At 74.7% G+C, this 25,528-nt stretch carries 25 protein-coding genes; 11 read left to right on the top strand and 14 right to left on the bottom strand.

The window, feature by feature from the left end; translation table 11 throughout:
• Positions 1–59: 59 nt before the first annotated feature.
• Positions 60–227 (bottom strand): DUF3117 domain-containing protein, encoded by a 168-nt coding sequence (locus tag ACFV4G_RS09370; RefSeq protein ID WP_014137929.1) that lies wholly within the window; start codon positions 225–227, stop codon positions 60–62.
• Between the two features lie 298 nt (positions 228–525).
• On the opposite strand from ACFV4G_RS09370, the gene ACFV4G_RS09365 reads away from it, so the two are divergent.
• On the top strand, positions 526–1,326 hold the full coding sequence (locus ACFV4G_RS09365; RefSeq protein ID WP_380438198.1) for an enoyl-CoA hydratase-related protein: 801 nt from the start codon (positions 526–528) through the stop codon (positions 1,324–1,326).
• An 8-nt stretch (positions 1,327–1,334) separates the two neighbouring features.
• On the opposite strand, the gene ACFV4G_RS09360 is transcribed toward ACFV4G_RS09365, so the two are convergent.
• Positions 1,335–1,955, bottom strand: coding sequence for a DNA-3-methyladenine glycosylase I (locus ACFV4G_RS09360; RefSeq protein ID WP_380438196.1), 621 nt, complete (start codon positions 1,953–1,955; stop codon positions 1,335–1,337).
• Entirely contained in the window at positions 1,952–2,422 is a 471-nt protein-coding gene (locus ACFV4G_RS09355; protein ID WP_380438194.1) for a DivIVA domain-containing protein, read from the bottom strand. The genes ACFV4G_RS09360 and ACFV4G_RS09355 overlap by 4 nt, the downstream gene beginning before the upstream one ends.
• 118 nt (positions 2,423–2,540) lie before the next feature.
• Here ACFV4G_RS09355 and folP point away from each other — a divergent pair, with 118 nt between their 5' ends.
• Positions 2,541–3,353 carry a dihydropteroate synthase gene (gene folP / locus ACFV4G_RS09350; RefSeq protein WP_380438276.1) on the top strand — a complete coding sequence of 271 codons (813 nt, stop codon included), beginning with the start codon at positions 2,541–2,543 and terminating at the stop codon, positions 3,351–3,353.
• 69 nt (positions 3,354–3,422) lie between these two features.
• Here folP and ACFV4G_RS09345 read toward each other — a convergent pair whose 3' ends face one another.
• Together ACFV4G_RS09345 and dapE are read right to left on the bottom strand one after the other, a co-directional pair.
• Positions 3,423–4,232 carry a TIGR00730 family Rossman fold protein gene (locus tag ACFV4G_RS09345; protein WP_380438192.1) on the bottom strand — a complete coding sequence of 270 codons (810 nt, stop codon included), beginning with the start codon at positions 4,230–4,232 and terminating at the stop codon, positions 3,423–3,425.
• Positions 4,233–4,345: 113 nt separating this feature from the next.
• Entirely contained in the window at positions 4,346–5,422 is a 1,077-nt protein-coding gene (dapE, locus tag ACFV4G_RS09340; protein WP_380438190.1) for a succinyl-diaminopimelate desuccinylase, read from the bottom strand.
• A gap of 145 nt (positions 5,423–5,567) precedes the next feature.
• Here dapE and ACFV4G_RS09335 point away from each other — a divergent pair, with 145 nt between their 5' ends.
• Both ACFV4G_RS09335 and ACFV4G_RS09330 read left to right on the top strand, forming a co-directional pair.
• Positions 5,568–6,632: a hypothetical protein gene (locus tag ACFV4G_RS09335; RefSeq protein ID WP_380438188.1), complete on the top strand. Its 1,065-nt coding sequence runs from the start codon at positions 5,568–5,570 to the stop codon at positions 6,630–6,632.
• A 292-nt stretch (positions 6,633–6,924) separates the two neighbouring features.
• Positions 6,925–7,698 (top strand): hypothetical protein, encoded by a 774-nt coding sequence (locus ACFV4G_RS09330; RefSeq protein WP_380438186.1) that lies wholly within the window; start codon positions 6,925–6,927, stop codon positions 7,696–7,698.
• Positions 7,699–7,799: 101 nt separating this feature from the next.
• Here ACFV4G_RS09330 and dapC read toward each other — a convergent pair whose 3' ends face one another.
• Positions 7,800–8,954: a succinyldiaminopimelate transaminase gene (dapC, locus tag ACFV4G_RS09325; RefSeq protein WP_380438184.1), complete on the bottom strand. Its 1,155-nt coding sequence runs from the start codon at positions 8,952–8,954 to the stop codon at positions 7,800–7,802.
• Between the two features lie 20 nt (positions 8,955–8,974).
• A complete protein-coding gene (gene fdxA / locus ACFV4G_RS09320; RefSeq protein ID WP_030061559.1) occupies positions 8,975–9,301 on the bottom strand; it encodes a ferredoxin in 327 nt (108 codons plus the stop codon).
• Positions 9,302–9,432: 131 nt separating this feature from the next.
• Here fdxA and ACFV4G_RS09315 point away from each other — a divergent pair, with 131 nt between their 5' ends.
• Positions 9,433–10,449 carry a GNAT family N-acetyltransferase gene (locus tag ACFV4G_RS09315; protein ID WP_380438182.1) on the top strand — a complete coding sequence of 339 codons (1,017 nt, stop codon included), beginning with the start codon at positions 9,433–9,435 and terminating at the stop codon, positions 10,447–10,449.
• A gap of 57 nt (positions 10,450–10,506) precedes the next feature.
• Complete coding sequence (locus ACFV4G_RS09310) at positions 10,507–11,379, top strand: transglutaminase family protein (RefSeq protein ID WP_380438180.1); 873 nt, start codon at positions 10,507–10,509, stop codon at positions 11,377–11,379.
• 49 nt (positions 11,380–11,428) lie between these two features.
• Here the strand turns inward: ACFV4G_RS09310 and ACFV4G_RS09305 are convergent, their stop codons facing one another.
• The 3 genes from ACFV4G_RS09305 to ACFV4G_RS09295 are packed head-to-tail and all read right to left on the bottom strand — an operon-like array spanning position 11,429 to position 14,335.
• Positions 11,429–12,058, bottom strand: coding sequence for a response regulator transcription factor (locus tag ACFV4G_RS09305; RefSeq protein WP_359963282.1), 630 nt, complete (start codon positions 12,056–12,058; stop codon positions 11,429–11,431).
• Complete coding sequence (locus ACFV4G_RS09300) at positions 12,051–13,748, bottom strand: Mu transposase C-terminal domain-containing protein (protein ID WP_380438178.1); 1,698 nt, start codon at positions 13,746–13,748, stop codon at positions 12,051–12,053. Before ACFV4G_RS09300 ends, ACFV4G_RS09305 begins: the two co-directional genes overlap by 8 nt.
• Positions 13,745–14,335, bottom strand: coding sequence for a TnsA-like heteromeric transposase endonuclease subunit (locus ACFV4G_RS09295; protein ID WP_380438175.1), 591 nt, complete (start codon positions 14,333–14,335; stop codon positions 13,745–13,747). Before ACFV4G_RS09295 ends, ACFV4G_RS09300 begins: the two co-directional genes overlap by 4 nt.
• A gap of 353 nt (positions 14,336–14,688) precedes the next feature.
• On the opposite strand from ACFV4G_RS09295, the gene ACFV4G_RS09290 reads away from it, so the two are divergent.
• On the top strand, positions 14,689–15,285 hold the full coding sequence (locus tag ACFV4G_RS09290; protein WP_380438173.1) for a hypothetical protein: 597 nt from the start codon (positions 14,689–14,691) through the stop codon (positions 15,283–15,285).
• 104 nt (positions 15,286–15,389) lie between these two features.
• Here ACFV4G_RS09290 and ACFV4G_RS09285 read toward each other — a convergent pair whose 3' ends face one another.
• From ACFV4G_RS09285 to ACFV4G_RS09270, 4 genes are all read right to left on the bottom strand, one after another.
• A complete protein-coding gene (locus ACFV4G_RS09285) occupies positions 15,390–16,649 on the bottom strand; it encodes a sensor histidine kinase (protein ID WP_380438171.1) in 1,260 nt (419 codons plus the stop codon).
• 8 nt (positions 16,650–16,657) lie between these two features.
• Positions 16,658–17,380: an ABC transporter permease gene (locus ACFV4G_RS09280; RefSeq protein WP_380438169.1), complete on the bottom strand. Its 723-nt coding sequence runs from the start codon at positions 17,378–17,380 to the stop codon at positions 16,658–16,660.
• Positions 17,377–18,351 carry an ABC transporter ATP-binding protein gene (locus tag ACFV4G_RS09275; RefSeq protein WP_380438167.1) on the bottom strand — a complete coding sequence of 325 codons (975 nt, stop codon included), beginning with the start codon at positions 18,349–18,351 and terminating at the stop codon, positions 17,377–17,379. Before ACFV4G_RS09275 ends, ACFV4G_RS09280 begins: the two co-directional genes overlap by 4 nt.
• A gap of 199 nt (positions 18,352–18,550) precedes the next feature.
• Positions 18,551–20,704, bottom strand: a complete 2,154-nt coding sequence (locus tag ACFV4G_RS09270; RefSeq protein WP_380438165.1) for a prolyl oligopeptidase family serine peptidase — start codon at positions 20,702–20,704, stop codon at positions 18,551–18,553.
• A gap of 315 nt (positions 20,705–21,019) precedes the next feature.
• Between ACFV4G_RS09270 and ACFV4G_RS09265 the strand changes: the two genes are divergently transcribed.
• The 4 genes from ACFV4G_RS09265 (at position 21,020) to ACFV4G_RS09250 (ending at position 25,364) form a co-directional block, all read left to right on the top strand.
• Positions 21,020–21,214, top strand: a complete 195-nt coding sequence (locus ACFV4G_RS09265; RefSeq protein WP_380438163.1) for a DUF2304 family protein — start codon at positions 21,020–21,022, stop codon at positions 21,212–21,214.
• Between the two features lie 48 nt (positions 21,215–21,262).
• A complete protein-coding gene (gene mshB / locus ACFV4G_RS09260; RefSeq protein WP_380438161.1) occupies positions 21,263–22,195 on the top strand; it encodes an N-acetyl-1-D-myo-inositol-2-amino-2-deoxy-alpha-D-glucopyranoside deacetylase in 933 nt (310 codons plus the stop codon).
• A complete protein-coding gene (locus tag ACFV4G_RS09255) occupies positions 22,192–22,695 on the top strand; it encodes a DUF6113 family protein (protein WP_380438159.1) in 504 nt (167 codons plus the stop codon). The genes mshB and ACFV4G_RS09255 overlap by 4 nt, the downstream gene beginning before the upstream one ends.
• Positions 22,696–22,934: 239 nt before the next feature.
• A complete protein-coding gene (locus ACFV4G_RS09250) occupies positions 22,935–25,364 on the top strand; it encodes a hypothetical protein (protein ID WP_380438157.1) in 2,430 nt (809 codons plus the stop codon).
• The last annotated feature ends 164 nt before the right edge of the window (positions 25,365–25,528 follow it).

The following is a 25,528-nucleotide window of genomic DNA, read 5'->3' as shown; positions in this document are numbered from 1 at the left end:
CATGACGTCGGACCCGGGCCGGCAGTACATCTCCAGGAGATGGGGAGCACCCGCTGCGGTCAGCCGCAGGCCTTCTTCAGGGCCTCGCCGAGGGCGTCGGCCTCGTCAGGCGTGAGCTCCACCACGAGGCGTCCGCCGCCTTCGAGCGGAACGCGCATGATGATGCCCCGCCCCTCTTTGGTGACTTCGAGCGGGCCGTCACCCGTCCGCGGCTTCATGGCCGCCATGCTCGTTCCCCTTCCTGCAACCGCTCAGCTACGCACCGGCAGTCCGTCCACCGCCGGTATCGAACGCATTGATCGGAAGCCATTATCCCGCATGCCACGGCCTGATGACCAACATCACTCTCGGTGCAACCTCGGCCGGATCCGCCCCAACCGCCGCATTTGCCGTCATAAGCCCCGGCACGCCGGCGGTGCGGACACCACCGGAAGGTGCGATACCTCACACTCCCCAGGCGGCCCGGTGCTCCGGCATCCTGACACCCGACGAGACCGCAGCGATCACAAGGGAGACCCCTCGCCCATGTCCGATTCCGTGCTGTACGAGCTGGACGGCGGCCTGGCCGTCATCACGATCAACCGTCCGGAGGCGATGAACGCGCTGGACGTCGCGACGAAGGTCGCGCTGCGGGACACGATGACCGCCGCGGCGGCCGACCCGGCGGTGCGCGCCGTGCTGCTGACCGGGGCGGGCGAGCGCGCGTTCTGCGTCGGACAGGACCTCAACGAGCACCTCGCGATGCTCAAGCGGGCCGACGAGACCGGCGAGGGCGCGCTGCGGACCGTCGCCGAGCACTACAACCCGCTGGTGCGGGCGCTGGCGGGCATGCGCAAGCCGACCGTCGCGGCGGTCGGCGGGGTCGCGGCGGGCGCGGGCGCCTCGCTCGCCTTCGCCTGCGACTTCCGGATCCTGTCCGAGAAGGCCGGCTTCAACACCGCGTTCGCCGGGATCGGGCTGACCGCGGACTCGGGCGCCTCCTGGACGCTCCCCCGGCTGGTCGGGCACGCCAAGGCCACCGAGCTGCTGATGCTGCCGCGGACGGTCCGGGCCACCGAGGCGATGGAGCTGGGCCTGGCCACCAAGGTCGTCGCGCCCGAGGAACTGGCCGCCACCGCACGGGTCTTCGCCCGCGAGCTGGCCGAGGGCCCGACGGTGGCCTACGGCGCCATCAAGGAGTCGCTGGCGTACGGGGCTTCGCACTCGCTGGACGAACTGCTCGACAAGGAGGACGAGCTGCAGACCCTGGCCGGTGAGAGCGAGGACCACCGGATCGCGGTCCGCGCCTTCATCGCCAAGGAGAAGCCCGCCTACCGGGGCCGCTGAGCGCCGCGTTACCGGGGCCGCCGGGCCTTGCCGGACGGGCTCCGGAGCTCGGTGCGCACGTGGCAGGCCGCCAGGTGGTCGTCGACCAGGCCGCAGGCCTGCATGAGCGCGTAGGCGGTGGTGGGGCCGACGAAGCGGAAGCCCTCCTTCTTGAGCGCCTTCGCGAGCGCCGTCGACCCGGGCGTGACGGCCGGAACCTCCGCGAGCGTGCGGGGGGCCGGCCGGTCCGGGTCTCCGGCGAAGCCCCAGATCAGCTCTTCCAGGCCGCCGTCGAGCCCGCGGGCGACCCGGGCGTTGGCGATGGCCGCCTCGATCTTGGCCCGGTTGCGGATGATGCCGGCGTCGGCGAGCAGCCGCTCGACGTCGGCCTCGCCGAACTCGGCGACCGCGGCGATCTCGAAACCGGCGAACGCGGCCCGGAAGCCCTCGCGGCGGCGCAGGATGGTCAGCCAGGACAGGCCGGACTGGAAGGCCTCCAGGCAGACCCGTTCGAACAGGGCGTCGTCGCCGTGCACCGGGCGGCCCCACTCGGTGTCGTGGTAGACCCGGTAGTCGTCGGTCGAGTCGCCCCAGCCGCAGCGGCGCAGGCCGTCGGCGCCGAGGACGGTGCCGTCCTGCGGACCGGTCACCGGTCCTCCACCGGCTTCGCGTCCTCGGGCGCCCCGGCCGGCTCGACGACCTTGGCGAACGCCTCCAGGCCCGGCAGCGGTTCGGCGCCGGCGTCGGGTCCCGTGGTGGCCTCGACCGCGCCGCGCAGGTGGGCGGCGGCCTCCAGTTCGGCGATCCGCGAGTCGCGGTAGGCGAGTTCGGCGCCGAGGCGGTCCAGGACGTCGTCGACCTCGTCCATCCGGTAGCCGCGCACGGCCATCGGCAGGCGCAGGTCGTCCACGTCCGTCTTGTGCAGCGGACGGTCCTGCGGCAGCCGCGCCGCGAGGCGGTCCTGAACCGCCTCGGGCATCGAACCGCCGCCGCCGAGCGCCACCAGCGCGGCGCCGCCGACCACCACGGCCATGGCGACCACGATCACCCAGAACACGAGCTGTCCTCCCGACTTCCCGGCCGGCCTGCTGTCAGGTGCCCGGACCGCGCTGATCATGACAGCATGGTCCCTAGTGAGGCCGGGGGCCATCATCGCACCCTGGGGAGCCGTGGAGGAGACATCGGTGGCGCTGCGCCTGGGACCGCGCGAATTCGGTGACGACGAGCTGGTGATCATGGCCATCGTCAACCGGACCCCGGACTCGTTCTTCGACCGGGGGGCGACGTTCGCGGACGAGGCCGCCTTCGCGGCCGCCGACCGGGCGGTGGCCGAGGGCGCCGCGATCCTGGACATCGGCGGGGTCAAGGCCGGGCCGGGCGACGAGGTCACCGTCGAGGAGGAGCTGCGCCGCACGGTGCCGTTCGTCGCGGAGCTGCGCAAGCGCCACCCGGACGCCGTGATCAGCGTGGACACCTGGCGGCACGAGGTCGGCGAGGCGGTCTGCGAGGCCGGCGCGGACCTGCTGAACGACGCCTGGGGCGGGGTGGACCCGAAGCTCGCCGAGGTGGCCGCGCGGTACGACGCGGGGCTGGTCTGCACGCACGCGGGCGGCGCCGAGCCGCGCACCCGGCCGCACCGGGTGGGCTACGAGGACGTCATGGCGGACATCCTGCGGGTGACCGTCGGCCTGGCCGAGCGGGCCGTGGAGCTGGGCGTGCGGCGGGACGCGCTGATCATCGACCCCGGGCACGACTTCGGCAAGAACACCCGGCACTCGCTGGAGGCGACCCGGCGGCTGCCGGAGATGACCGCGACCGGCTTCCCGGTGCTGGTGTCGCTGTCCAACAAGGACTTCGTCGGCGAGACGCTCGACAAGCCGGTGGACGAGCGGCTGCTGGGCACGCTCGCGACGACGGCCGTCTCGGCCTGGCTGGGCGCGCGGGTCTACCGGGTGCACCAGGTCGCCGAGACCCGGCAGGTGCTGGACATGGTCGCCTCGATCCGGGGCACCCGGCCCCCGGCGGTGGCCCGCCGGGGACTGGCCTGACCGCGGCGCCCGGATCCGGTCGGCCCGGATCCCGCTTGCCCGGATCCCGTCGACCCGGATCCCGTCGGCTCAGATCTCGTTGACCGGCCGGCGAGCGTCGGCGAGGATCTTCAGGACGTCGTCGATCTCGTCGGTGATGTGGAACAGCTCCAGGTCGCGCGGGGCCGCCTTGCCCTGCGCGACGAGGGTGTTCTTGAGCCACTCGTAGAGCCCGCCCCAGTAGGAGCTGCCGAAGAGGATCACCGGGAAGCGGGTGACCTTCTTCGTCTGGACGAGGGTGAGCGCCTCGAACAGCTCGTCCAGCGTGCCCAGCCCGCCGGGCAGGACCACGAAGCCCTGGGCGTACTTCACGAACATCGTCTTGCGGACGAAGAAGTAACGGAAGTTCAGCCCGAGGTCGACGAACTCGTTCAGCCCCTGCTCGAAGGGCAGCTCGATGCCGAGGCCCACGCTCAGGCCGCCGGCCTCGGAGGCGCCGCGGTTGGCGGCCTCCATGGCCCCCGGGCCGCCGCCGGTGATCACCGCGTAGCCGGCCTCGGCGAGCGCGCGGCCGATGGCCACGCCGGACTCGTACTCGGGCGAGTCGACCGGCGTCCGGGCCGAGCCGAACACGCTGATCGCGGGCGGGAGTTCGGCGAGGGCGCCGAAGCCCTCGACGAACTCCGAGGTGATCCGCAGCACCCGCCACGGATCGGTGTGCAGCCAGTCGGTCGGCCCGGTGGTGTCCAGCAGGCGCTGGTCCGTGGTGCTCGTGCCGACCTGGTCCCGGCGCACCAGCACCGGGCCCTTCTGCTTCTCCGGCCAGGCCTTCTTCTTCCGCGGCACGCCGACCTGCTCGGGGCCGTGCCCGTACTGCTTCTCGTCTCCGGTGCCTGTCATGACGAAACCCTACGCCGGACCTCCCCCGTTTTCAGGCAACGGGGGAAGGTCGGTTGGGGAACCGGAAGATGGCGTTCGGCTTCTGATCGGATCAGCTGCCGAGCAGCCGGCGGTCAGCTGGTGAGCCAGGCGCGCAGCCGCTCCTCGGCCTCGGCGATGGCGCTCAGCGAGCAGTGCTCCTCCCGCTTGTGCGCGAGGTTCGGGTCACCGGGGCCGTAGTTGACCGCCGGGACGCCGAGCGCGCTGAAGCGGGCGACGTCGGTCCAGCCGAACTTGGCCCTGGCCTGGCCGCCGGTGGCCGCCAGGAAGGCCTGCGCGGCCGGCTGGGCGAGGCCGGGCAGGGCGCCGGGGGCGAAGTCGGTGACGGTCACCTCGAAGCCGTCGAAGACCTCGCGGACGTGCTTCTCCGCCTCCGCCTCGCTGCGGTCCGGCGCGTAGCGGAAGTTGACCGTCACGACGCACTCGTCCGGGATGACGTTGCCGGCCACGCCGCCGTCGATCCGCACCGCGTTCAGGCCCTCGCGGTACTCCAGCCCGTCGATCTCCACCCGGCGCGGCTCGTAGGCCGCGAGCCGGGAGAGCACCTCGGCGGCGTGGTGGATGGCGTTGTCGCCGAGCCAGCTACGGGCCGCGTGGGCGCGCACGCCGGTGAGCCTGACCTGGGCCCGCAGGGTGCCCTGGCAGCCGCCCTCGACGACGCCGCCGCTGGGCTCCAGCAGCACCGCGAAGTCGGCGGCCAGCCAGTCGGGCCGCTCCCTGGCGAGGTGGCCGAGGCCGTTGCGGTGGGCCTCCACCTCCTCGCAGTCGTAGAACACGAAGGTCAGGTCGCGGTTGGGCTCGGGCAGCGTGGCCGCGAGCCGCAGCTGGACGGCGACACCGGACTTCATGTCCGAGGTGCCGCAGCCGTAGAGCAGGTCCCCGTCGACGTACGAGGGCACATTGTCGGCGATCGGGACGGTGTCCAGGTGGCCGGCCAGCAGGACGCGCTCGGAGCGGCCGAGGCGGGTGCGGGCCACCACGTTGTTCCCGTACCGGTCGACGGTCAGGTGCGGGTAGGCGCGCAGGGCGGCCTCCACGGCGTCGGCGAGCGGCTGCTCGTCGCCGCTCACGGACGGGAAGTCGACGAGGCGGGCGGTCAGCGTGCCGCCGTCGAGGGTGAGGTCCAGGGGCGTCGTCTCGGGGCTGCTCATGACGCCAGCCTAGTGCGCGCCGCGGAGACCCTGCGTAGCGGTCCTGTGACAGGGTCGGCGAAGCGTAACGGCAACCGGGGGGCGCCGCACACCCGTCCGAGTGGGTACGGTGTCGGATCAAGAAGCAGGCGCGAGAGGGGCGAGGGTGGCCAGGAAGAAGAGCAGCGAGGACCAGGGCGACGAATTGGAGCCCCCCCGCCGCGGGCCGCTGCGTGCCCTGCTGCTCGTGATCGTCGGGCTGCTCGGTCTCGCGCTGGTCGGCGGGGCGGCCGTGGTCGGCATCTGGTGGTTCGGTTTCAAGGGCACCGAGCCCGAGGGCTGCACGGTGAAGACCGCGACCGGCGAGGGCACCCTGGAGGTGTCGCAGGCCGCCAACGCCGCGACGATCGCCGCGGTGGCCCGCTCGCGCGGGCTGCCGGACCGGGCGACGGCGATCTCGCTGGCCACGGCCATGCAGGAGTCCAAGCTGCGCAACCTCGCCGGCGGCGACCGGGACTCGCTCGGCCTGTTCCAGCAGCGCCCCTCGATGGGCTGGGGCACCGCGGCGCAGATCCAGGACCCGGTCTACGCGACCAACAAGTTCCTGGACGGCCTGGTCAAGGTGCCCGGCTACACCCGGCTGCCGCTGACCGACGCCGCCCAGGCGGTGCAGAAGAGCGGCTACCCGCAGGCGTACGCCAAGCACGAGACCAAGGCGACGCTGCTCACCTCGGCGCTGGCCGGCCGCGAGCCCGCCTCGTTCAGCTGCGTCGTGCACGACTACGCCAAGCCGGGGACGGACGACTCCGCCGACTCCGCCTCGCCGACCGCGTCCGCCTCCGCGACCCCGGCGGCGGCGCCGGACCGCACCCAGGTGCTCTCCGACCGGGTGCGCCGCGAGTTCGGCCGCACGGTCGCCGCGGCCCCCGGCTACACGTCGTCGATCAAGGGGGCCGAGAACGCCGTCGCGCTGACCCCGGACCCGTCCGCCGCCGCGCTGACCACCTCGGCGGACGCCGGGGCCGACGCCACCGCGGCCGCCGAGCGGGCGAGCGGCTGGGAGGTCGCGCACTGGGCGGTCGCCCAGGCGCAGCAGCTGGGCATCGCGACGGTGGCCTACGACGGGAAGATCTGGCGCAAGACCTCGTCGGAGGACGGCTGGCAGTCGCAGCCGACGGGGACGACGACCAAGCTCGTCCAGGTCACCCTGGCGCCGTCCGACAAGAGCTGACGCACTGACGTACGGGTTGCCGCCGGACGGGTGATTCCGGTCAACCTTTGTGGACCGGCCGCCCGTTCCGGCGACCCCCGCCGGAGAACCGTCACTCCCCTTGCCCGGTGCAGGATCCACGGGCTCCGACGGGCTCCGCCAGGGCACTCCCGTGTGGTCATACGATCCGATGGTCGGTCGGACACTTTCCTTGCACCGGCCGAAACCTTCTGGCTTCTCAAGCGGTAACAACGTCGTCCGCCCGGTCGTCCACCCGGCGGACGGGACGGACCCAGACCCTTCGAGGAGCCCCATGTCTCACCCCCTCACGCGCCGGATCGCCCAGGCCGCGCTCGTCGTGGCGGCCGGAGCGACCCCGCTGGTCGCGGCCGGCTCCGCGTCCGCCCTGGGCGGCGACGCCCTGCTGCCCAAGAGCGACCTCGCCGCTCCGCTGGGCCAGCTGACCAACACCGACGCGGGTTCCAGCCTCCAGCACACCACCCACCAGCTCGGCGAGGCCGCCGGGACCACCGGCGCCGCCACCGTCGCCGCGGGCGTACCGGCCTCCGCCGACGCCGCCGGCAACATCGTCGCCCACCAGCTGCCCGAGGCGAACGAGAAGGCCAGCTCGCTGACCGCCCCGGTCGACCAGACCGCCGCCACCACCGGGCAGCTCTCCGCCGTCACCCCGAAGGTCGCCTCCGCGCTGGCCGGCAAGCTCGGCGAGGCCGTCACCGGCAAGGCCATGGGCACCCGCAGCGCCGCCAGCCCGGTCGGCGGGCTCGCCCAGACCGGCTCGGTCGCCAAGCAGGTGCCCAGCCTCGGCAGCCTCACCAACGGCGTGCCCAGCACCAGCGCCGTCACCGACGCGCTGCCGCTGGGCTCCGTCGAGCGCTCGCTGCCGGCCGGCGGCCTGGCGGGCGCCCTGCCCGGCGCCGACGTCCTCGGCCTCGCCGAGCACGGCTCGGCCAACCGCCTCGGCGGCGCCGACCTCGGCCCGAACAACCCGCTGTCCGGCGTCACCGGTGCGCTCGGCCCGATCGGCGGCCTGCTGGGCGCCGTGAACGGCGGCGGCGTCGGCCTCTAGGCCACCCCCGGACGGGCCCGCTGACGGGGCCTCGACGACGTACGACGAAGACGGCGAAGGGCCGGTGTCCGAGGCGGACACCGGCCCTTCGTGCGGTCCCGCTAGCGCGCCGCCGCGTTCAGCCGCTCGACGGCCGCGGCGACCCGCTCGTCCGTCGCCGTGAAGGCGACCCGGACGAACTGCCCGCCGGCCGGGCCGTAGAACTCCCCGGGCGCCACCAGGATGCCGAGGGCGGCCAGTTCGGCCACCGTCTCCCAGCACGGGCGGTCCTGGGTGGCCCACAGGTAGAGGCTCGCCTCCGAGTGCTCGATCCGGAAGCCGTACGCCTCCAGCGCCGCCCGCAGCGCCGAGCGCCGGGCCGCGTAGCGCTCCCGCTGCTCGGCCACGTGGGCGTCGTCGTCCAGCGCGGCGATCGTCGCGGCCTGCACGGGCGCGGCGACCATCATGCCGCCGTGCTTGCGCAGCCCCAGCAGCTCCTTGACCACGACCGGGTCGCCCGCCAGGAAGGAGGAGCGGTAGCCGGCCAGGTTGGAGCGCTTGGAGAGCGAGTGGACGGCCAGCAGGCCCTCGTGGTCGCTCCCGCACACGTCCGGGCGCAGGACGGACACCGGCTCGGCCTCCCAGCCGAGCTCCAGGTAGCACTCGTCGCTGACCAGCAGCACCCGGTGCTCCCTGGCCCACGCGACGGTGCGGCGCAGCTCGTCCGCGCCGAGCACCCGGCCGGTCGGGTTGGACGGCGTGTTCACCCAGAGCAGGCGCACGCGCGAGCCGTCCAGCTCGTCCACCGAGTCGTACTCGACGGGCTCCGCGCCGCACAGCCGCGCGCCCACCTCGTAGGTGGGATAGGCGAGGCGCGGGTAGGCGACCTGGTCGCCCGGGCCGAGGCCGAGCTGGGTCGGCAGCCAGGCCACCAGCTCCTTGGAGCCGATGGTCGGCAGCACGGCCTGCGGGCCGATCTCGGCGCCGCAGCGGCGGCGCAGCCAGCCGGCGATCGCCTCGCGCAGCTCCAGCGGGCCCCAGACGGTCGGGTAACCGGGGGTGTCCGAGTGGGCGGCCAGCGCCTTCTGGATCACCTCGGGGACCGGGTCGACGGGGGTGCCGACGGAGAAGTCGCACAGGCCGCCCGGGTGGGCGAGGGCCGTCCGCTTGTACGGCTCCAGCTTGTCCCACGGGAAGACGGGCAGGCGGTCCGAAACGCGGCGCGCCGCCCCCGGGTGGCCCGGGAACGGCGCGCGCGTGCTGTTGTCGGTGCTCACAGCTCAGATGCCACCGATCGTCAGTGGTCGGCGTTCTGCGGCGGCAGAGCGGCGATGAACGGGTGGTCACGCTCGATCAGGCCGAGCTTCGAGGCGCCACCGGGCGAACCGAGGTCGTCGAAGAACTCGACGTTCGCCTTGTAGTAGTCCTTCCACTCCTCCGGAGTGTCGTCCTCGTAGAAGATCGCCTCGACCGGGCAGACCGGCTCGCAAGCGCCACAGTCGACACACTCATCCGGGTGGATGTAGAGCGATCGCTCGCCCTCGTAGATGCAGTCAACCGGGCACTCTTCGATGCACGCCTTGTCCTTCACGTCGACACAAGGCTGCGCGATGACGTAAGTCACGCTGTCGTTCCTCCTCGGAAGGGCCCTGGCGGCCCGTTCTGTTCTGCTCGCGTGCGCGGTGAGCGCGGCGTCGTCGATGCCCGCCCCTAGTATCGCGGGTCGGAGACCGCAAATGCACAGGAGGTGCCCAGATGACGGCAGGCGGCCCGGAAAGCAGCCGTCCGCAGGACCGTCCGGAGGTCCGGATAGATCGCTCCGACGTGGGACGACGCGTGTCCGCCCGGCGGCTGTCCGGGTTCGTGGACGACCGGCCGGTCTTCCGTGATGTGATCGGCGTGCTCACATCGTGGGACGATCACGGGTTGACGGTCGTGCCCCGCGCGGGCGAGCCGGTCTCCTTCCCCGAGAAACTGCTGGTCGCGGGCAAGGTGGTCCCGCTCTTCCCGGCCCGACGGGCCCCGCTGCCGGCCGCGACGCCGGTCGAGCTCCAGCGGATCGCGGCGCGCGGCTGGCCCGGCGTCGAGCAGGAGGCGCTCGGCGAGTGGACCCTGCGCGCCTCGGCCGGGTTCACCCAGCGGGCCAACTCCGTCCAGGCGCTCGGCGACCCCGGGCTGCCGCTGCCGGCGGCACTGGCCGCCGTCCGGGACTGGTACGCCGAGCGCGAACTGCCCGCCCTCGTCGAGGTCGTCACGCCCGGCACCGCGGACGGACTGCGCGAACTGCTCGGCCCCGCGCAGTCGCCGACGCTGGTGCGCACCGCCCCGCTGGCCGCACTCGCCAGGATCGGCTCCGGGCACGATCGGGTGCGGCTCTCCCGCACGGCCGGGCCCGACTGGATGTCCCTGTACGGGAAGCTGAGCGCGGACCCGGCGGTGCGCGAGGCCGCCCGGCGGGTCCTGCACGGCGGGCCCTCGGTCTGGTTCGCCACCGTGCCCGGCGCCGCGGGACAGCCGCCGCTGGCCATCGGACGCTGCGTCGTCGACGGCGCGTGGGCCTGCTTCGGCGCCATCGAGGTCCAGCCGCACGCCCGGCGGGCCGGGCTGGCCACGGCCGTCATGGCGGTGCTCGCCGCCCGCGCCGCCGAGGAGGGCGCCACCGGGGCCTACCTGCAGGTCGAGGCGGACAACGACGGTGCGGTCGCGCTCTATGACGGACTCGGCTTCACGACCAGTCACACTTACCACTACGCCCGGCCGCCCCAGGGGTAGCCCAGGCCACCGCTTGCCCGATCGCCCGCCCGCCGTAGGAAAGCCGTCGCCGTCACCGTGACCGAGCAGAGCAGAGACCGCTTCCGGACCGCCGCCCGCGCCGAACAGCCCGACCCCGTGCTGCTCTGCCTGCTCGCCGCCGCCGAACACGGCCCCCTCACCGACCCGGACGACCCCGGCGAGCCGCCGGGCCTCGACGCCCTGCTCGCCGCGTGCGGGGCCGCCCTCGACCGGCACGCCGCCGCCGTCCGCCTCGCGGTCGCCGAACGCGCCCCCGCCGGGCCCGAGGAGACCGCCGCCCTGCTCGCCGCCGTCCTCGGCGGGCGGGAGCGGTTCCACGGGCGGCAGTCCGACTACCGGCGGCTGGAGTCCTCGCTGCTGCCGGAGGTCCTGCGGCGGCGGCGCGGGCTGCCCATCACGCTGTCCCTGGTATGGATGGCGGTCGGCCGGCGGGCCGGGCTCACCGTCCACGGCATCGCGCTGCCCGGCCACTTCATCGTCGCCGTCGGCGGCCCGGCCGGCGGCGAGGAGTACGTCCTGGCCGACCCCTTCCACGGCGGACGGCTGCTCGACCCCGGCGACGCCGAGCGCCTCGTCGAGGCCACCGGGCACCCCTTCGCGCCCGCGCTGCTCACCCCCGCCCAGCCGCTCGACATCGTCCACCGCGTCCTCGGCAACATCCGGGCCTGGGCCTCCGAACGGCCCGAACACGCCCGCACCCAGCTCTGGGCCACCGAACTCGCCCTGCTGCTCCCCCGCCACCCCGCCCAGCTGCGCCTCGAACGCGCCGAACTCCTCGTCCGGACCGGGGACTTCCTCGGCGGCTCGGCCGAGATGGACGCCTACGCCGAGATCCTCGACGCCTTCGACCCGGACGCGGCGGCCAAGGTCCGCCAGGAGGCCAGGGCGGCCCGGCACCGGCTCAACTGACTCGACCGACTCGACTGACTCGACCGACTCGACCGACTCGACCGACGGACTACAGCCAGCCCTTCTCGCGGGCGATGCGGACCGCCTCGGTGCGGTTGCGGGCCTCGGTCTTCTGGATCGCCATCGAGAGGTAGTTGCGGACCGTGCCCTCGGACAGGTGCAGGCGCTTGGCGATGTCCGCGTTCACCGCGCCGTCCGCCGCCGCCCCGAGGACGTCCCGCTCGCGGGCGGTCAGCGGGTTGGCGCCCTCGGCCAGCGCGGCGGCGGCCAGCGCCGGGTCGATCACCCGCTCCCCGCGCAGCACCCGGCGGATCGCCTCGGCGAGTTCGGAGGCGGGCGCGTCCTTCACCAGGAACGCGTCCGCGCCGGACTCCATCGCCCGCCGCAGGTAGCCGGGCCGCCCGAAGGTCGTCGCGATCACGACCTTCGTCCCCGGCGCCTCCCGGTGCAGCTTCGCCGCCGCCTCGATGCCCGTCATGCCGGGCATCTCGATGTCCAGTACGGCGACCTGGACGTCGTTCGCCAGCACCGCCGCCACCACCTCGTCGCCGCGGCCCACCTGCGCCACGACGTCGATGTCCCCCTCCAGTCCGAGCAGCGCCGCCAGCGCCTCCCGGACCATCCCCTGGTCCTCGGCCAGCAGCACGCGGATCGAGGGGCCGTTCTGATCGTCACTCATTGGCTGATCTTGGCACGGCGGCCTGCTCCCCCGGGAGTCCGCCGGCCGGTTCGGCGGCCCGCTCCCGGCTCAGCGGGCCGCGCTGCGCGGGGACGGCGCCGGTGCGGGCGCCGCGGTGGACGAGGACCTCCCGCAGAGCCGGCGTCAGGTCCGCGAACGGCTCGACCCCGCCCGGGCCGGAGGTCCTGGCCAGCGCCGACCACGTCCCGGTGCCCGGGTCGTGGAAGTGGACCCGGCCGGGGTCGCGGGGGTCGTAGCGGATCGGCCACCGGCCCCCGGGGTACGGCGACGGCCGGCCGACGTGGCGCCGCAGCGCGCGGCCGTCGTAGCGCAGGCCGTCCTTGTGCACCCCGTCGGGGCGGATCACGGCCCAGTGGATCGGGAGGAGTTCGAGGAACAGCGCCGGATCGCGCGGGGCGGCGATGTAGCCGCAGCGGTGGACCGCGAGCCGGTAGGCCTCGTTCGGGCTGAGGTCGGAGCCGGGCAGGCCGGGCAGGGCCAGTCCGGGCTGGCGGCGGCGCTGGTAGCCGGCGACGGCGTACTCGGCGAAGAGCTCCTCCAGTTCGCCGGTCGTCCGGGGGCGGTCCGGCTTCTCGCCGCGGCCGGCGAGGTGGGCGGCGAACTGCGCCCGGACGTGCGCGAGGGCGGCGACGGCCTGGGGTTTGCCGGCCGGCGGGTACGCCCGGCCGCCCTGGACGACGATGCCGTAGCGGCGGCAGACGTCCTTGACCGTCTCCGGGACGACCGCCGCGCCGCGGTCGACGACGATCCGCTCGGGGAAGACCACCGGACGGGCCGCGGCGGCCGCGAACCGCTCGTCCGCCGCCAGCAGCGGTTCGCAGGGCAGCCGCAGCGTCCGGTGCCGCAGATCGTCCGGCCAGCCCGGCCGCATCGGCTCGGGCACGAGGGCGTCGGCGATCACGAGCCCGGCGTCCACCGGCCCCGCACCGCCCGGCAGCAGGCGCCAGCCCAGCAGGCTGCGGGTGCAGAGGTCGACGGCGGCGGTCAGGCCGACCGGGGTCACGGCGCCGGTGGCCGGGTCGACGGCGCTCACGTCCAGCGGGACGGTGTCGACCAGCACCACCGCGCCGGGGCGGTGCGCCACCAGGGGCAGGCCGGGGATCTCCGGCGGCTCGGCCCGGTCGGGCTTCGCGGGTGCGCCCGCCGGGCCGGCGGGGCCGGAGCGGCGCAGCGAGCGGCGGTCCACCAGCCCCCACAGGCCCTCCTCCCGCCAGCGCTTCAGGCGCCGCCACATCTGCACGGGCGCGTAGCCGAGTTCGGCGGCCTTGCTCTCCACCCGGCGGGTCAGGGAGAGCCCCGGCGCGTACTGGGCCCGGGGCTCGTCCGGCCTGGAGTCGTCCGGGCAGCCGGAACGGTAGCCGGTGGTGAGTTCCAGGAGGTGCTCCTGGGCCCGTAAGAGTTCGCGCCACTGCTGGGGACTCAGCCGGTCCAGCAGGGCGCCGGCGTCCGGGCGGCCCTCCTCGGGGGCCGTGCCGTCCGGTGCCTGGCCGTACGGCCGGAAGGTGGGCTCGGCGAGCAGGGCGCCGGCGCCGATCAGGGTGAGTGCTCCGGTGTCCGCGCGGAGCCGGACCGTGTCGTCGGTGATGCCGGTGACGGTGTGCGGCCGGCCGTCGAGCCAGAGCCGGGCGCCGCAGTGCAGCCGGAACGGTCCGCGGGTGGCCGGGGTCACGCCGGCTCCCCGGCGGTCGTGACGAGGGTCGCCTCCCGCAGGGGTACGTCGAGGTCGGCGACCACGCGGTGGTGCCACATCAGGTGGAACAGCACGCCGCGGGCCAGGTCGGGGTACGGCATGCGGGCCAGCAGGCCGCCGATCGTGGTGCCGCCGCGGGCCAGTCGCAGCAGCCGGGGGGCGAGTTCGGCACCGAGGTGGACCGGGCGTCTCGCTCCGGAGAGGAACTCGACGTTCGCCCAGCGCTGGCGGTCCGGCTCGCCCACCCGGCGGTGGTCCCAGCCCAGTTCGGCGCAGGCGCGCCGGACCCGCTCGGCCCGGTGCCCGGGCGCCGGCTCGTCGGTCTCCAGGACCAGGCTCCGGCCGTCGGCGCGGCGCGCCAGGACGAACGGGGCGTGCCGCCACGGGCCGTCGTCGTCGACCGCCCCGAACCGCAGCGGCCGGGTGGCGAAGGCGGTGATCCCCGGGTCGAAGTCGAGGAGCGTCAGCCAGGCGCGCTCCAGTCCGGTCCGGTACTCGACCAGGTCACCCGTCGTGGCGGACCAGTAGGCGTCCGGCCCGGACTCCCGGGCCGGCCCCGCCGTCAACGTCGCGTCTCCCCCGTGCGCAGGCACAGCCGCTTCCCCCGATTCTCGGACCCGTGCAGTCCGGACCACTATCAAGTAGCAGTCCCCCGCTGACAATTGCACTATCACGTTGGTCCGGTCACCCTCATTTACGGGCCTTGGTCACCGGTTTCCGCTACGTTTTCCACTCGTCCGGACCGGCGGGCTCGACCACCGCCGGGGGCGCGATCATCCGTGATCGTCCCGGACCGACGGGGATCGGCGCGCTCGGGGGCTTCGGCGCCGCAATTCGGGGGATCCTGCTCGCGGTTGTGCACTTCCTCCCGAACGGATACGAGGACCCCTGTGTGCGCACAACAGACAGGGAAACGAAAGTGACCAAGAACCAGCTCCGCATGGCCGCCGTCACGGTCGTCACCGCTCTCGCACTGGGCAGTGGTGCGGGCATGGCGAGCGCCACCGAGCAGCACAACGTCCGGCTCGCGCAGGCCACCGTCGAGGCGCACGCCCTCGCCCAGGCCTTCGAGGGCACGCCCGCCCCGACGATCGTCGAGGACGGGCTGGAGGACCGCCTGGCGGACCTGCCGGAGGACGCCTCGCTCGACCAGGTCGTCCAGGCGATGTACCCGGACGACGAGGACGCCCAGGCGTCGGCCCTCGCCTACCTCACCGCGGCGTCGGACGACGCGTCCTCGGACGACGCGACCGGAACCGGCGCGCCGGAGGGCGCCGTCACCCCGCAGTTCTGGGGCTGGGGCGACGCGTGGCACCTGGCCAAGTGCGTGGGTGCCGTCGGCGGTTTCATCGCGGGCAACGCGCTCGCGGTCTCGAAGATCCGCAAGTTCGGCGGCGTGGTGAAGCTCGCCAAGGTGCTCATCAAGGGCAAGAACTTCGAGCAGCGCATGAAGGCCCTGCTGGCGGCCTTCGGCGACATCAGCGGCCTCGGCGCGGTGGCGAGCTCCTGCGGCTGACCGCAGCGGCCGGGGTGACCGGCGGCACCCCGTGGGGCTCGGTCCGCCCACCGTGAGCAGGAGGAGCCCGTGCGCACCCGCGCACGGGCTCCTCTGCGTTCCCCCTACGACCGCTCGGCCGTCGGCGTCACCGGCGCCGGCACCTCGCGCAGCGGCACCATCGCGCGCAGCCGGAAGCCCTTGCCGCGCTCCCCCGGGCCGCGCTCCAGGCGGCCGCCGACGAGGGCGAGGCGCTCGTCCAGGCCCGAGAGGCCGTTGCCCGGCTGGGACTTGCCCGGGCCGCGCCCGTCGTCGGTGATCTGCAGGACGGCGAAGCGCTCGCCGCTGTCCTCCCACGCCGTGTCGGCGGTGACGGTGCAGACGGTGGCGCCCTCGCCGTGACGGACGATGTTGGTGACGGCCTCGCGCAGCGCCCAGGCCAGCGCGCCCGCCTCCTCGGTGGCGAGGCCCGGCCAGCTGTCGACGAGCTCCGGCGACGCGTCCAGCCGCACCTGCGCCGCGGCCAGCGCCGTGCGGGCGGCGGCGAGTTCGACCGGCAGGGTGGGCCGGCGGAAGCCGGTCACCGCCTCCCGGACGTCGATCAGCGACTGCCGCGCCACCTGCTCGATGTCCGCGACCTGCGCCCGCGCCGCCTCGTCCTTCCCGGCGTCCATGAACCGCCCGGCGAGCTCGCTCTTCAGCGTGATCAGCGACAGCGAGTGCCCGAGCAGGTCGTGCAGGTCGCGGGCGAGCCGCAGCCGCTCCTCGGAGGCGGCCAGGTGCGCGACGGCGGCCCGGGCCTCGCGCAGCTCCTTCATGGTGGCGACGAGCCGCTGCAGGCCGGTCATCGCGATGCCGGAGAGGAAGGCGCTGAGGGCGAAGGTCGTGGTGGCGTCCGAACCGGCGTCGACGGCCAGGCCGGTGGCGCCGGTGAGCACCGCCATGCCGAGGAGCGCGCGCGGCGCGAGCCGCACCGGCGTGATGATCGCGAGGCAGACCGAGGCGTAGATGAAGAGCGTCAGGAAGGTGCCGCCGAGGACGAAGGTGGCCACGACCGCGAGCACGACCATCATCGCGACGATCACCCGGCAGGCCCGCGGCTTCATCCCCGCCGTCGAGCGGAAGATCACCAGCAGGACGTAGGCGGCCACGAAGCCGACCAGGCACACCCAGCCGAAGACCCGGGCGGCCTCGCTGTGGCCGCCGCGCAGCAGCTCGCCCGCCGGGTAGGCCAGGTAGAGCATCCACAGCAGCATCCAGGCGACCTTGACCAGCATCTGCCGCCTGGTCTCCACCGGGGATCCGGGGACGTTCATGAACGACGCGCGCGCCACACCCACCTCCGGCTGCTCGTCGGTGCGGTGGGTGCGGCGGGTGTCGTCCATGTGGATCATCATGCCTGTCGGGTGTCGCGCCGGTACAAGGCGGTGGCGGCGGCGACGAACACCGCGAGGAAGGCGGCCAGCCCCGCGACGGCGACGGTGTCCAGCGAGTGCCCGGGCTGGGTGAAGGCGGCCAGCTTGTTGTACAGGAACACCGGGTTGAAGCGGGCGAACTTCTCCAGCGAACCGCTCACCGGGAACCAGGTGCCGCCGAGCAGCGCCATCGCCATGTAGGTGATCATCACGATCGGCTGCACCGAGTCCGGCGCCGCCGCGTACCCGAGCGCCACGCCGAGCGCGGCGAACACGAAGCTGCCCAGCCACAGCGCGGCCGCGAGGCCGATCCACTGCGCGGCGCCCAGCGACACGCCCTGGCTCGCGCCGACCGCGAACACCACCAGGATCGCCGGCAGCGTGGTCACCGCGCTCGCCGCGATCTTGCCGACGGTGTACGCCCGGCCCGGCAGCGCCGTCAGCCGCAGCTGACGCGTCCAGCCGCTCTTGCGCTCCAGCGAGATCCGCTGCGCGTTGCCGGTGAGCACCGCGCCGACCGCGCCGAAGGTGGCCATCGAAACCATGAAGTAGGTCTTCACCGGGAGGCCGCCCGCCTGGTTGGCGGAGCCGTAGGCGTGGATGAAGAAGAAGTACATCAGCGCCGGGTAGGCAACGGTGAAGAACAGGTAGCGCCGGTTGCGGAAGGTCCGCAGGATCTCCAGCTGGATCAGGGTGGTCATCGCACGGTCTCCTTCGGGGCGGCGTTCCGGTCGTCGCGGTCGTCCTGCTCGCCGGTGATGGTGAGGAAGGCCTGCTCCAGGCCCAGCCCAGTGACCTCCAGTCCGCGCGGGTACAGGCCCGCCCGGTAGAGCCCGGCGACGCTCGCGTCCGCGTCCGCCGTCCGGATCCGGACCGTCCGCACGCCGGGCACGCGGGCGGTGACGTCCAGGGACTGCACGCCCGGCAGGGTGCGCAGCACGCCGCCGTCGAACGGGCCGGCGTCCGGAGCGAGGTCGGCGTCGTGGAGCTCGAAGGCCACCCGGCGGGCGCCCGCACGCGCCTTGATCTCCGCGGAGGTGCCGTCGGCGATCAGCCGGCCCCGGTGCAGGACCAGGACGCGGTCGGCGATCGAGTCCGCCTCCTCCAGGTAGTGGGTGGCGAACAGCACCGTCCGCCCGGCGTCGGCCTGGGCGCGCATGCTCGCCCAGAACGCCTGCCGGACGGTGACGTCCATGCCGGTGGTGGGCTCGTCCAGCACGATCAGGTCGCTGTCGCCGGCGATCGCGAGGGCGAAGCGGACCCGCTGCTCCTGGCCGCCGGACAGCTTGTCGACCCGGCGCTCGGCCAGCTCGGTGACCCCCGCGTCGGTCAGTACCTGGGCGACCGCGCGGCCGCGCGGGTGGACGTCGCAGACGAGCTTGACCAGTTCACGGACCTTGACGTCGGCCATCAGCCCGCCGCTCTGCAGCATCGCGCCGACCCGCCCGGCCGCGATCGCCTCGCGCGGGCCGGTGCCGAACAGCGAGACGGTGCCCTGGTCGGGCTCCCGCAGGCCGAGCAGCAGGTCGAGGCTGGTCGACTTGCCCGCGCCGTTGGGCCCGAGCAGGGCGACGGTCTCGCCCGGCCGCAGCACGAGGTCCAGCCCGTCGACGGCCCGTACCCGCCCGTAGCTCTTGCCGACGCCGCGGAAGGCGGCCACATCCGTGCCCATCGCCCTGCTCCTGTCCCCTGGTGGTGTCGCGTCCGGTGCCGTTCGCACCACCTCAGAGTCCCGCGCGGGCCGGGTACGGCGGCAGTGTCCGCCGTCGTGCGTTCCGTATGACGGATGTCATGCCGGCGGCCGGTACCCCCGTCAGGGGTACCGGCCGCCGAAACCGCTGGTCAGGGGCTTTGGCGCGCCCCTGCCGGGGTCACATTCCCAGCGAGCGCTTCACGAAGTCGACCTGGAGCAGCAGCAGGTTCTCCGCGACCTCCTCCTGCGGCGTCATGTGGGTGACGCCCGACAGCGGCAGCACGGTGTGCGGGCGGCCGGCGGCGAGCAGGGCGGAGGACAGGCGCAGGGTGTGGGCGGCCACCACGTTGTCGTCCGCGAGCCCGTGGATGATCATCAGCGGGCGCTCCAGACCGGCCGCGTACCCGGTGAGCGAGTTCGCCGCGTACACCTCGGGCCGCTCGGCCGGGTGGCCCAGGTAGCGCTCGGTGTAGTGGGTGTCGTACAGCTCCCAGTCGGCCACCGGCGCGCCGGCGACGGCCGCGTGGAAGACGTCCGGGCGGCGCAGCACGGCGAGCGCGGACAGGTAGCCGCCGTAGGACCAGCCGCGGATGGCGACCTTGCCGAGGTCGAGCGGGAACTCCCCGGCCAGCGCCTGGAGCGCGTCCACCTGGTCGTCCAGGGTGCTCCCGGCGAAGTCGAAGGCGATCGACTTCTCCCAGTCCGGACCGCGCCCGGGGGTGCCGCGCCCGTCGGCGACGATCACGGCGAAGCCCTGGTCGGCGAACCACTGCGAGGTGAGGTGCGGGTTGTGCGCCTGGACGACGCGCTGGCCGTGCGGGCCGCCGTACGGGTCCATGAGGACGGGCAGCAGGCCGTCGCGCTCGCGGTCGTAGCCGGTGGGCAGGAAGACGGCGGCGGGGATGCGGCGCTCGCCGGCGAAGCGGAAGACCGGGCGGGCGGTGATGACCGGGGTCTCGGCGTACGAGGCGATGGTGGCGACGTCGTCGACGACCACGCCCTCGGGCAGGTCCCGGGAGACCTGGACGAGGCTGCCGGGCAGGTCGGGCTCGGCGGTGGCCCGGACGGTGATGCCGGCCGCGTGCACGGCGGTGGTGACGGAGGTGAACGGGCGGCCGTTGGCGGCCTCCCAGGCGAGCCGCTTGCCGTCGTGGCCGATCCGGCCGACGGCGACCCAGCCGGGCTCGGGGTCGGTCTCGGCGGCGCCGCCGGAGGCGGTGAAGAACACCTCGTCGGCGGTGACCGCGACGACGGAGCGCAGGTGCAGGTCGTCCCCGGTGACGGCCTGGTCGCCGATCACCAGCGCCCGGCCCCCGCCCTCGTCGGAGATCCGCACGAGCTTGCCGTCCGGCGTCCAGGCCGGGACGCCCTGGAACAGCTCCAGCCAGGTGTCGTCGTGCTCCTCGAACAGCACCTCGGTGGCGCCGGTGGCGACGTCGAGGCCGAGGATCCGCTGGCTGCGCTGGTCGCGGGCCTGGACGAGCAGCAGCGGCACGCCGCCCCCGGACCAGTGCACCCGGGCGAGGTAGGGGAAGGCCGCGCGGTCCCAGTCGACCTCGGTGCGGCCGCCGTCCAGGTCGAACACCCAGAGCCCGACCTCGGCGTCGGCGGTGCCGGCGGCGGGGTAGGCGACCTCGGCGGGCTCGCGCTCCGGGTTGGCCGGGTCGGCGATCCACCAGCGGCGCACCGGGGTGTCGTCGGCGCGCTCGACCAGCAGCCGGTCGCCCTGCGGGGACCACCAGTGGCCGCGGTCGCGGCTCATCTCCTCCTGGGCGATGAACTCGGCCTGCCCCCACGTGACGTTCGGCCCGTCGGGCTCGGCGAGGGCGCGGTCGCCGCTGCCGTCGGTGCGGGTGAGCCGCAGCTCGCCGGCGGTGTTGGCGTACGCGACGTACCGGCCGTCCGGGGAGGGACGCGGGTCCAGCAGCGGGCCCTCGGCGGGGAGTTCGGCGGTGGCGCCGGTCACGAGGTCGGCGGTGAACAGGCGGCCGGACAGGGCGAAGGCGGCCAGCCGGCCGGCCGCGTCGAGGGCGTAGCCGACGATGCCGGCCGAGCCCTCGCGGCTGCGCTCGCGGCGGGCCTTCTCGGCCGGGGAGAGGTCCTCCTCGCCGCCGCCGAGCAGGACGGCCGGGTCGGCGGCGATCCGCTCCTCGGCGGTGGCGGTGTCGAGGGTCCAGAGCAGGTTCGCCCGGTCGCTGCCCGAGCGGGAGCGGAGGAAGACGACCCGGGAGCCGTCCGGTGCGACGGAGAACGACCGGGGCGCGCCGACGGTGTAGCGCAGGGTCCGCGCGTACTGCCGGGGGAAGGTGTCCGCAGGGGTGTGGGAGGTCATGGCACCAGACCCTACGACCTCTCGCGCGCGCTGCCGGGAGCGTTTTGATCACTCGTTCGGAGCATCGTCGGGAAGTACGCCCCAAAGTGGTCCGCACCCCCTCCGACCGGCCCATGCGCCCCACGAGTGCTGCCGTACCCCGGCGCGCGCGGACTCACCGAACGTAATGCTCCGCTCACCCATCGGGTAAGACTGATCAGGCGGGTGATCGTCCGGCCCCGTCCCGGACCGCCGGTCGCCCGACCGCAAGTCCCGCACGGTCCGACCGCCGACCTCCCCAGGGGGCGGCGCACCCGAGAAGGGGTGTGAGCCGACATGGCTTTGTCCGTCTCCGCAGCCATGCTGATGCTGGTCATCGTGGTGGTGATGGTCCGCCGCTCCGGCCTGAAGCTCTCGCACGCGATCATCTGCGCGCTGCTCGGCTTCTACCTGGCGTCCAGCTCCATCGCCCCGTCGATCAGCCAGGTCACCAGCAACCTCGCCGGGATGATCAACGGCCTGAAGCTCTGAACCGCGCGCGCTCCCGCGCCCGCCGGGCCGGTCGTTAGGCTTCCTCCCATGACCTCGACTACCGGACGCCGCCTGCTGCTGGTGCACGCCCACCCCGACGACGAGTCGATCGGCAACGGCGCCACCATGGCCCGGTACGCCGCCGAGGGCGCCCGCGTCACCCTGGTGACCTGCACCCTCGGCGAGGGCGGCGAGGTGATCCCGCCCGGGCTGGCGCACCTGACGGCCGATCGGGACGACGCCCTCGGCGCGCACCGGATCGGCGAGCTGACCGACGCCATGGCCACCCTCGGCGTCACCGACTTCCGCTTCCTCGGCGGCCCGGGGCGCTACCGCGACTCCGGGATGATGGGCGTGCCCGAGAACGACGCGCCCGGCTGCTTCTGGCGGGCCGACGTGGACGAGGCGGCCGGCCACCTCGTCGCCGTGATCCGCGAGGTGCGGCCGCAGGTCCTGGTCACGTACGACGAGAACGGCGGCTACGGGCACCCGGACCACATCCAGGCGCACCGGGTCGCGATGCGCGCGTACGACCTCGCGGCCGACCCGGCGTACGGGCCCGGGCTCGGCCCGGCATGGCGGATCGCCAAGGTGTACTGGAACCGGATGCCCCGCTCGGTGATCGAGGCCGGGCTCGCCGCCACCGCCGCCGGCGCGGCTTTCCCGGGCACGGCCGCCCCGTCGGACGTCCCCGGGGTGGTGGACGACGCGGTGGTCACCACCGCGGTGGACGGCGCCGCGTACGCCGGGCGGAAGGCCGCCGCGATGGCCGCGCACGTCACCCAGATCACCGTGGACGGCGCCTCGTTCGCGCTCTCCAACCACCTCGGCCAGCCGCTGGTGGCCACCGAGTACTACCAGCTGGTGCGCGGGCAGGCGGGGCCCGGACGGCCCGAGGACGACCTGTTCGCCGGCCTGGACGCCGAGCGCACCACCGCCGAAGAGACCGCTGCGGCGACCGCCGAGGAGGGCGCCCGATGAACAAGTCCGCCGACCGCACGCCGGCCGGGTCCGCCGGCCCCGCCGACCGGAAGCCGCCGCAGGCGCCGAAGCGCTCGTTCGCCGCCACCGTCCTCGGCACCCGGGACGAGCGCCTGGCCGAGGCTCAGCCCCCGCGCGGCGCCCGGTTCGTGGCGTATGTCCTGTTCTTCGCGCTCGGCTTCGCGGTCTCGGTCTGCGGATCCTTTGTGCAGGCCTTGTGGCCGCCCGTGGGGGTCCTGCTCGCGCTCGGCGCGACCGCCGCCACCTTCTACGGCGGACTGCGCGTCACCGGCACCCGGCTGGGCGCCGCCCTGCCCGCGGCCGGCTGGTTCATCGCCCTGGTCGTCGTCATCGTGCCGCGGCCGGAGGGCGACACCGTGCTGTGGCCCAATGCCACCTCGCTCGCCTGGATGTTCGCCGGCTCGATCCTGGGCGTGATCTGCGCCACCCTGCCCACCCGCGCGAGCTGGTTCCCCGGGGTCCCCAACCCGCCCCGCTGAGCCCGGGAGTGCGGCGCGTACGGTACCGCGCACGACGCGCAGTCAGGACCACACGGCCGTACTCTCATACCGGAGGAACCGGACGTATCAGGATCTGTCCGAACCCGTTCACCGCTCAGTTCTTCCCAGTATGGTGGTGCCGCAGAACGCCGTACCCGACCGCCGCCCGCCCCAGGCCCGGCGACCACGAACCGCGGTCGCGCCGCACGGCCCGCCCGCGAACCCGGAGCAGAGCAGCATTGAGCAGCCGCGAATCTGACAACGCCCACCCGACGCCCCGGCGCACGGGCCCGGACGCCTACCCGTCGGGCACCCCGCCCTACGGCACACCGGGCCTGCCCGGCGGCGACCGGGCCGGCAACGGTGCCGCCCAGGGCGCGGCGTCGGGCGGCGAGGACGAGGTCCCGAAGACCGAGACCACCCTGACCACCCGGGTCCGGATCAACATCCCCGGCTCGCGCCCGATCCCGCCGGTCGTCGTCCGCAGCGCCGTCAAGAACGAGGAGGGCCCCGGCGACGAGGCCCCGGCGTCCGCCCCCGAGGCGGGCGGCGCGCGCCACCGCTCCGCGCCCTCCTCCCCCGTCCTCGGCGTGATGGAGGGCGGCGGCCGCACGGCGACGCCGCCGAACCTGCCGCCGGAGTGGCAGATCCCGCCGATCCCGCCGGCGACCTCCGAGTCCGAGTCGACCGGCGCGTGGTTCCGGCCGCGGCAGAAGAAGGCCGCGTCGGCGCCCAACGAGGCCGCGCCCGCCCCGGTCCCGGCCGGTGCGCCGGGCGCCGGAGCCGAGCCCCAGGCCCAGCCGCAGGCCAAGGCCCAGGCCCGGCCCAAGCCCCAGCCGAACGGCGCGCGCCCCGAGGGCGCCCCGCAGAACGGCGCCCAGCGCTCCGGCCAGGGCGCCGCCCGGCAGAGCGGCCGTCCGGTCCCCGCCCAGGCGCAGGCCAACGGCGCCGCGCCCGCCCCGGCTCCCGCGCCGTTCGGCGGCCCGGAGGGCCGGGCCGACGAGCCCGGCGTGTACGAGGCCGCGGCGGCCCCGTTCGCCGCCGACCCGTTCGCCCCCGTTCCTCCCGCCGCGGCGACCCCCGCCGGTCCGCGCGGCCCGCAGAACGGCCGTCCGCAGAAGCGCGGTCCGCAGGGTGCCGGCGCCCCGGACGGCCGCCCGCAGAACCGCGGCCCGCAGAGCGCCCGGCCCTTCCCGGCCGGCGGCGCGGCCGACCCCGAGGACACCTCCGTCGACGGCTTCGCGCCGATCCGCGAGGACGTTCCGGCGCCGGCCGCCATACCCGGCCTGCCCCAGGACGGCGCCCAGCGCGCCGGCCGGGGTGCCGGCGAGGGCCGCCAGCAGCCGGGCCTGTTCGCCTCCGCGCCCACCGGCGCCGACCCGTTCGCCGCGCAGCGCCCCGGTGCGCCCGCCGGCCAGGACGCGTTCGCCGCCCCCGGCGGCCTGTTCCCCGGCGCCCCCGCCGCGCCGGGCGCACCGGGCGGCAAGGCCTCCCCCGCCGACCCGTTCGGCACCGGCCCGTTCGGCACCGATCCGTTCGGCGCCGCCCCGGCCGGTGCGCGGCAGCCCGGCCGCGACCCGGAGGCCACCGCGGTCACCCCGCTGCCGGCCCCCCCGCCCGGCCCCCGCCCGGAGGCCGGCGGCCCGGCCCCCGCCGCCGCGGAGCCCGCGAAGGCCGCGCCCGCCAAGGCGCAGGGCAAGGCCAAGAAGAAGGGCGGCGCCGGCAAGAAGATCGTCAAGCTCGGCGTCTACGGCATCGGCGGCGTCCTGTTCCTCGGCGCCGCCGCGTACGGCACCGGCCTGATGCTGAACCAGTCGGACATCCCCAAGGGCACCGTGGTGCTCGGCACCGACATCGGCGGCAACAACCGCGACCAGGCCATCCACCAGCTCGACGAGACGGTGGGCAAGGCCGGCCAGCAGCCGCTCAAGCTGAAGATCGGCGACCAGAGCGTCGACCTGGACCCGACCGTCGCCGGACTCGGCTTCGACACCACGGCCACCGTCGACGGCCTCACCCAGCACAGCTACAGCCCGGTCGACGTCATCAAGTCGCTGCAGGGCGGCACGAAGAACGTCGCGCCGGAGGTCAAGGTCGACCGGGCCAAGCTCAAGGCCGCGCTCGACGGCCTGGCCGCCGGGGCGGGCCAGGGCCTGCAGGAGGGCTACGTCAAGTTCGGCGACACCGGCGACCCGGTCGTCGTGCCCGGCAAGGCCGGTCAGGCGCTGGACTCCGCGAGCGCCGTCGCCGTGGTCGAGCAGGCCTACCGCGACCGCGCCGCCGGCAAGCCCGACCAGCCGATCGCGCTGAACGTCACGGCCGCCCAGCCGAAGGTCTCCGCCCAGGCCCTGCAGGCCGCCGCGGACGGCCTCGGCAAGTCCGCGGTCAGCGGCCCGATCCACATCACGGCCGGCGCCAAGACGTTTAACTTCGGCAAGCTGACCGCCGCCAAGGCGCTGACCCTCGTGCCGGACGCCTCGGGCAAGCTGACGCCCAAGTGGGACCTGGACGCGCTCAACGCCCAGCTCGGCAACGTCTTCGACAAGGTCAAGATCAAGAAGAACGGCCAGTCCGCGGCGATCACCGCGCAGGACGTCGCCGACGCGCTCACCCCGCTGCTCGACAAGAGCGGCGACAAGGACCGCACCTTCAAGTTCACCGTCGCCTGAGCGACCGCGCCCGACCGGCGGGGGGGGGGGGGGGGCCCGCGCCCCCGGGGGGGGGGGGGGGCCCCCCCCCCCCCCCCCCCCCCCCCCCCCCCCCCCCCAACCCCCCCCCCCCCCCCCCCCCCCCCGCCCCCCCCCGGGGGGCCCCCGCGCGCCCGGGCCGCGCG

Origin of the sequence: Kitasatospora sp. NPDC059747 (genome assembly GCF_042732955.1) — a bacterium.
In the GTDB taxonomy this organism is placed as follows: Bacteria; Actinomycetota; Actinomycetes; order Streptomycetales; family Streptomycetaceae; genus Kitasatospora.
Note: the sequence above shows the minus strand (reverse complement) of the source record. Positions and strands in the feature narration are given on the sequence as shown.

Bases quoted from the DNA above. Each gene is read 5' to 3' on its own strand.
- folP (WP_380438276.1), top strand. From the start codon at position 2,541: ATGGCCATCGTCAACCGGACCCCGGACTCGTTCTTCGACCGGGGGGCG.
- ACFV4G_RS09355 (WP_380438194.1), bottom strand. From the start codon at position 2,422: ATGATCAGCGCGGTCCGGGCACCTGACAGCAGGCCGGCCGGGAAGTCG.
- ACFV4G_RS09365 (WP_380438198.1), top strand. From the start codon at position 526: ATGTCCGATTCCGTGCTGTACGAGCTGGACGGCGGCCTGGCCGTCATC.
- dapE (WP_380438190.1), bottom strand. From the start codon at position 5,422: ATGAGCAGCCCCGAGACGACGCCCCTGGACCTCACCCTCGACGGCGGC.
- ACFV4G_RS09315 (WP_380438182.1), top strand. From the start codon at position 9,433: ATGACGGCAGGCGGCCCGGAAAGCAGCCGTCCGCAGGACCGTCCGGAG.
- ACFV4G_RS09270 (WP_380438165.1), bottom strand. From the start codon at position 20,704: ATGACCTCCCACACCCCTGCGGACACCTTCCCCCGGCAGTACGCGCGG.
- ACFV4G_RS09305 (WP_359963282.1), bottom strand. From the start codon at position 12,058: ATGAGTGACGATCAGAACGGCCCCTCGATCCGCGTGCTGCTGGCCGAG.
- ACFV4G_RS09255 (WP_380438159.1), top strand. From the start codon at position 22,192: ATGAACAAGTCCGCCGACCGCACGCCGGCCGGGTCCGCCGGCCCCGCC.
- ACFV4G_RS09370 (WP_014137929.1), bottom strand. From the start codon at position 227: ATGGCGGCCATGAAGCCGCGGACGGGTGACGGCCCGCTCGAAGTCACC.
- ACFV4G_RS09330 (WP_380438186.1), top strand. From the start codon at position 6,925: ATGTCTCACCCCCTCACGCGCCGGATCGCCCAGGCCGCGCTCGTCGTG.
- ACFV4G_RS09285 (WP_380438171.1), bottom strand. From the start codon at position 16,649: ATGGACGACACCCGCCGCACCCACCGCACCGACGAGCAGCCGGAGGTG.
- mshB (WP_380438161.1), top strand. From the start codon at position 21,263: ATGACCTCGACTACCGGACGCCGCCTGCTGCTGGTGCACGCCCACCCC.
- ACFV4G_RS09265 (WP_380438163.1), top strand. From the start codon at position 21,020: ATGGCTTTGTCCGTCTCCGCAGCCATGCTGATGCTGGTCATCGTGGTG.
- ACFV4G_RS09345 (WP_380438192.1), bottom strand. From the start codon at position 4,232: ATGACAGGCACCGGAGACGAGAAGCAGTACGGGCACGGCCCCGAGCAG.
- ACFV4G_RS09275 (WP_380438167.1), bottom strand. From the start codon at position 18,351: ATGGGCACGGATGTGGCCGCCTTCCGCGGCGTCGGCAAGAGCTACGGG.
- ACFV4G_RS09280 (WP_380438169.1), bottom strand. From the start codon at position 17,380: ATGACCACCCTGATCCAGCTGGAGATCCTGCGGACCTTCCGCAACCGG.